At 66.1% G+C, this 510-nt stretch carries 1 protein-coding gene; it reads right to left on the bottom strand.

The features are described 5' to 3' along the window. Positions 1-492: thioredoxin family protein (locus EN969_RS34640; protein WP_164758823.1), on the bottom strand; the 492-nt coding region annotated here is incomplete at its 3' end. Positions 493-510: the final 18 nt, after the last annotated feature.

Here is a 510-nt window from a genome sequence, read left to right as displayed (position 1 = left end):
CTCCAGCACCGTATCGACCGCCGCGCGCAGATCGGCACCCGTCACCGGCTTGCCGTTGCCCGGCCGCGCATCGTCGAACTGGCCGTGATAGGCGAGCCGCCGGTCAGTGCCGAACAGGAAGAAGTCGGGCGTGCAAGCCGCGCCATAGGCTTTCGCCGTCTGCTGCGACGCATCCTTGAGATAGGGGAAGGAATAGCCGAATTTTCCGGCCTCCTCGCCGATGCGGGCGAGCGTCTCCTCCGGATGCGCCTCGTGGTCGTTGGCGTTGATCGCCACCACCTGCAGCCCCTTGCCGGCGTAATCCCTGGCGAAAGCGGCAAGCTGCTCGCGGATCAGCACGACGAACGGGCAGCGGTTGGAGATGAAAGCGACGAGCAAGGCCGGCTTGGCGTCGAAATCGGCAAGGCGGTGCAGCACACCTTGCGCGTCGGGCAGCAGGAAGTCGGCGGCCCTGGTGCCGAGGTCGACCGGATTGGACTCTGTTTTCGGCATCGATGCGCTCCCTTGTGC

The organism is Mesorhizobium sp. M7A.F.Ca.CA.003.01.2.1, assembly GCF_003998945.1.
In the GTDB taxonomy this organism is placed as follows: domain Bacteria; phylum Pseudomonadota; class Alphaproteobacteria; order Rhizobiales; family Rhizobiaceae; genus Mesorhizobium; species Mesorhizobium ciceri.
Note: the sequence above shows the minus strand (reverse complement) of the source record. Positions and strands in the feature narration are given on the sequence as shown.